Below are 4,589 nucleotides of genomic sequence, written 5' to 3' on the forward strand. Positions count from 1 at the left end.
AGCTGTGGCTATGATGCTTATTAAACGGGAAGCGCTCTAAAATGCATCTTTCAGATGCACCGATCACTTTGATCTACGTGATGGTAACACCGGAGATGAAACATACTTCTAATAATTGGATACAATTTTATGTACTAAGGAATTTTCTTCACATTGATCGGAAATAAATAAAAAAAGGCCCAAGCATTTCTGCTTGGGCCAATATATACGATACTTTTTTCTTCTTATATTTTTTAGCGGAACAGCGACAAAGCGGCCTGCGAAGAGCTGTTTGCAATCGACAATGCCTGAATGCCCAACTGCGACTTGGTTTGCAGGGCTTGCAGCTTTGCGCTTTCCTTGGCCAGGTCGGCGTCTGAGATGGCTCCAATGCCATTGTTCAACGCATCTTGCAGTTTGCCGATGAAGGTGCGGTGCACTTCCAAANACCAGCCCCCCAAGTTGCCAATTGGGTGCCCAAATTGGTGATGGAGGTGTTGACCAAACCAAGCGCGGTCGTTGCGTTGCCTGCGGTATCGAGTGCCGAGGTTCCGGTAACTGTGACCACGCCGCCGCCGAGCGCCAGACTGACGCCAGCAACCGTAATCGTGTTGCCGCCCGCAGAATCGCCCAAGGCGACGGCGTTGTTTGGTGTGCCGGCAATCATGTTTGCGCCGTCAAATACGGCGTTGGCAATGATGCTGGTGATTTGGTCACGAAGCTGAGCAAAGTCTGCGGCCAAGGCCGATTGAGCCGAAGCTGACAAACCTGCTTGCGACGCAGCCAGGGCTTTGCCCTTCATTTCGTTTAGAAGTTCCATGATGCTTTCGCCAGCAGCAATGCCTGTATCCAAGATAGAGGCTGCGCGGTCGGTTGATTCACGGACGCGGTCATACGCACCAACATCGGATCTCATTTTATTGGCAATCGCCCAGATCGCACCATTATCTTTTGCGGAAGCGACCTTCAAACCCGTTGAAATTGCATTTTGGGTTTTGTCGAGTTCAGAATTGGTTTTGTTCAATGTTTGCAGCGCGACCATGGCGCCTTGATTCGTGTTTACGCTGAGCATTTCTTAGCCCTCATCCATACTAGGTTGTCACTTGCATTCAGCAAGCCGTATTCGTTTTGAATACCAGACCAAGCTACCAGTGAGTTCTAAACGTCGTGTTGAGGAGTATGGTAAACAAATAAATAATTCAAAAGAATTGCAGGTGCTCTAAGGTATAGATGTTTGATGTCTATATCCCGATTTTTTCTATTTATTTTCAGTATTTTCGGTTCGGCTTTTTGCGCCAATTTTTGTTTTGCGCCATCCTTGCTTTTGTAATAGCCTCGATAAAATTTTATCAAAAGGGCGGGGGAAAAGTAACATGCGCGTCTTGGGTATTAAGTTCGTCCCGTTGATCCTTGCCTCCGTGGCGATTTATAGCGTCGGCGCGCTTATCTATGGCGTGCTGTTTTCAGCCCAATGGATGGCTTTATCGGGCTATACGCCAGAGCTATTGGCCGGTGAACAATGGCGGATGGCCTTAAGCCCTGTCATGCCCGTCATGATCACAATCGGCATCGGACTCCTGATCAAGGACCGTGGCATAACGACTTGGCTTTCCGGTCTAAAACTGGGGGCCATAGTGGGCCTTTTGTTTTTGGTCGCGGGCCGGCTTTATAATTATGCCTATGGCAACGAGCCCGTGGGGCTTCTGCTTCTCGACTCTGCCCATCTTATGGCCAATGGCATGATTGCGGGGGCGGTTTTGGGTGCGATGAAAGCCGCCGAATAAGAGGCTCGCGAAGCAGTCCATGAAGTGATACCCCGTGCCAAAGCCAATCAGGCTGGACCGATGATTCTGGTTCAACAGGGGACCTTGCTTGCGCATTTTGATTTCAAACGACGATGGCATTCATGCGCCGGGCCTGGCGGTCTTGGAACGTATCGCTCATGCGCTCAGCTCAGACGTCTGGGTTGTCGCGCCAGAGGTTGAGCGGTCTGGGGCGTCGCGCGCCTTGACCTTGACGGAGCCTGTGCGCGTCCGAACCGTTGGAGAGCGTCGCTTTGCCTGTTCAGGTACGCCCACCGATTGTGTGCTTTTGGGCATTGATGAATTGGTCAAGGGCGGTCGGCCTGATCTGGTTTTATCGGGCGTCAATCGCGGTCAAAATCTTGCCGAAGATACCAGTGTCTCCGGCACTGTCGCAGCGGCGGTCCAAGGCATGCAAATGGGCATCCCGTCGATCGCTCTGTCCCAAGCGGTCAATTTCCGCGTTGGCCACCCTATCCCCTGGCACACGGCAGAGGCCCATGGCGCTGAGGTCTTGCGCAAGCTTTTAGCCAAACCTTGGCCAGACGGCGTCGTCATGAATGTCAATTTCCCCGATTGTGAACCCGAAGATGTCATGGGCCTAGAGGCCACCTTCCAAGGTTTTCGCGATGAATGTATTCATCAGATTGATCGGCGCAGCGATCTGCGCGGCAATGACTATTATTGGATCGGCTATCGCGGGAAGCTCTCTAAACCGCCTCTCGGCTCAGACCTTCTGGCGATTTATGAGAACCGCATCTCGGTTTCGCCGCTCCATATCGATATGACCGAGCATAGCGCTTTACTGGCCTTGCGGGAGGGATTGGAAGCATGAGCCAAGAAGATGGGCGCGCCCGCATCGTCCTCGCGCTCCGCAAAGCCGGCGTGACAGACCCCTTCGTCCTAAATGCGATTGAGACCATCCCTCGCGAAGTCTTTATGTCAGCGGGTTTTGAGGGCCGGGCTTGGGAAGATGCCGCTTTGCCAATCGAATGTGGCCAGACCATTAGCCAGCCCTATGTCGTCGGCATCATGACGGCCGCACTGGAGCTCACCGGGCGCGAGAAGGTTTTGGAGATTGGCACAGGCTCGGGCTATCAGACGGCCATTCTTTCCAAGCTTGCCCGTCGCGTGTTTACGTTGGAGCGGTATCGCACCTTATTGCGCTTGGCCCAGAGCCGTCACGAAGCACTAAAGCTTACCAATATTGTCTCCAAATGCAGCGATGGTGGTTTGGGTTGGCCGGATCAAGGCCCGTTTGACCGCATCATCTTCACCTGTGCGGCCCCAGTTCGACCAGATGCGTTGCTGGCGCAATTAGCCCCAGGTGGGATTTTGGTTGCCCCAGTGGGAGCCGGGGCGGTGCAGGAATTACTCCGCTACCGGCTGCGTGAGGACGGGGTTTTTGAGGAAGAAGCGCTCATGGATGTGCGCTTTGTGCCGCTTTTGCCGGGCGTCGCACGCGAGGTTTGACACCCGGCCCGACCCGCGCTCGGAAACGCCTGCTTAACCATGTTGTGCGACAGATTGGGTCATGCGTCGCGCCGTCAGCCTTCTTCTTATTGCCGCCCTCGCCACCAGTGGCCTCTCGCCCGTGGCTGCCCAGCCTGCGCCGGGCATGGTCGATTTTGATCCGCAGAATCCCCCGACAGAGACGCGGGTGATGCGGGGCGAAACGCTTTATGCCATTGCAGAGCGCACCCGCTCGCCTTTGGCCGGGCTTATTCAAGTCAATGGCTTGCGCCCACCTTATGCCCTAACGCCCGGTCAAGTGCTGAAACTGCCGCCTTTGAAAGTGCATATCGTCCGCCGCAATGAAAGCTTTGCCGCAATTGCCCGGCGCTATAGTGTGGATGAGCGCTCGCTAGCCTTGTTTAACCGCTTTCCGCGCCCGGTGAAGGTACAGCCTGGGCAGAAAGTCATATTGCCGGCTTTGGTGCGCGACCAATTGACCGGTCTTGAACCGCAAGATCTTGTCACCCTATTGGCCAGTGAAATGGCTGCAGGTCGAACTGTTAGTGGCGCTGTGCCGGGCCAATTGCGGCCTAATCTAGAAGCGGGCCCCGTTGCCCCCGTCACCCCAGCCCCATCGCCACCCAGACGGCCCGTTGCGGAGGCCCCAAAGCCAAAGGCGGGGTCAAGCGCCCCAGCGATTGGCCCGCAAGCCACACCAAATAACCTTGCCGCACTGCCCAATTTCATCTGGCCCGTCCGGGGCCGCGTGGTGGAGACTTTCGGCACCAAAGCGGATTTGCGCGTGGTTGATGGTATCGAGATTGAGGCCCCGGCCGGAACCCCCTTCAAGGCTGCCGCCTCTGGCACGGTCGCTTATGTTGGCAATCAGTTGGCGGGCTATGGTTGGCTTGTGCTGATCCGCCATTCCAGCGACTATATGACCGCTTATGCCTTTGCCAATTCGGTCAATGTCCGTGAGGGCCAAACCGTCACGCGCGGGCAAGTCATCGGCCAAGTCGGCCAAACTGGCCGCGCTCGTTCCCCACGCCTACATTTCCAGGTCCGCCACGCAACAAAGCCGGTCGATCCGGTACCATTTTTGGGGTCAACCAGCGCTAACCCGACCTGAGGCGGTGAGGGGCTGCGCTGAAAGACTGAGAAGCGGTTTGGTGCACCCTCTGATCCACCAAACCGCTACCAAAATAGGTCCAGATGAAAAACGACGCTGCGCGACGTCATCGCAGACGGCGCAGCCGACGTGCGACCCTCTGACGCAAAGCCCCCAAATCTCTCTCTCGCCGCGCACGCTTCAGCGTATCCATTCGGCGAGGGCCACGGCGTGGCTTAGGGCGT

General features: G+C 55.5%; 4 protein-coding genes and 1 pseudogene. 4 read left to right on the top strand and 1 reads right to left on the bottom strand.

Going from position 1 to position 4,589, the window contains the following annotated elements:
* Positions 1–233: 233 nt before the first annotated feature.
* A pseudogene (locus B7364_RS06885) lies at positions 234–1,051 on the bottom strand (flagellin).
* Between the two features lie 301 nt (positions 1,052–1,352).
* On the opposite strand from B7364_RS06885, the gene B7364_RS06890 reads away from it, so the two are divergent.
* The 4 genes from B7364_RS06890 to B7364_RS06905 all read left to right on the top strand — a co-directional run bounded on the left by B7364_RS06890 (position 1,353) and on the right by B7364_RS06905 (position 4,365).
* Positions 1,353–1,763 carry a DUF1761 domain-containing protein gene (locus tag B7364_RS06890; RefSeq protein ID WP_085339291.1) on the top strand — a complete coding sequence of 137 codons (411 nt, stop codon included), beginning with the start codon at positions 1,353–1,355 and terminating at the stop codon, positions 1,761–1,763.
* A gap of 88 nt (positions 1,764–1,851) precedes the next feature.
* A complete protein-coding gene (gene surE / locus B7364_RS06895) occupies positions 1,852–2,616 on the top strand; it encodes a 5'/3'-nucleotidase SurE (protein WP_085339292.1) in 765 nt (254 codons plus the stop codon).
* Complete coding sequence (locus B7364_RS06900; RefSeq protein WP_085339293.1) at positions 2,613–3,254, top strand: protein-L-isoaspartate(D-aspartate) O-methyltransferase; 642 nt, start codon at positions 2,613–2,615, stop codon at positions 3,252–3,254. Before surE ends, B7364_RS06900 begins: the two co-directional genes overlap by 4 nt.
* Positions 3,255–3,315: 61 nt before the next feature.
* The gene (locus tag B7364_RS06905; protein WP_085339294.1) at positions 3,316–4,365 is read left to right on the top strand and encodes a LysM peptidoglycan-binding domain-containing M23 family metallopeptidase; all 1,050 of its coding nucleotides are present in this window, start codon (positions 3,316–3,318) and stop codon (positions 4,363–4,365) included.
* The last annotated feature ends 224 nt before the right edge of the window (positions 4,366–4,589 follow it).

This window comes from Aquidulcibacter paucihalophilus, from assembly GCF_002105465.1.
Lineage (GTDB): Bacteria > Pseudomonadota > Alphaproteobacteria > Caulobacterales > Aquidulcibacteraceae > Aquidulcibacter > Aquidulcibacter paucihalophilus.

What these genes read in the sequence shown, in the direction of transcription:
- B7364_RS06890 (WP_085339291.1), top strand. Translation starts at nt 1,353, where the DNA reads ATGCGCGTCTTGGGTATTAAGTTCGTCCCGTTGATCCTTGCCTCCGTG.
- B7364_RS06900 (WP_085339293.1), top strand. Translation starts at nt 2,613, where the DNA reads ATGAGCCAAGAAGATGGGCGCGCCCGCATCGTCCTCGCGCTCCGCAAA.
- B7364_RS06905 (WP_085339294.1), top strand. Translation starts at nt 3,316, where the DNA reads ATGCGTCGCGCCGTCAGCCTTCTTCTTATTGCCGCCCTCGCCACCAGT.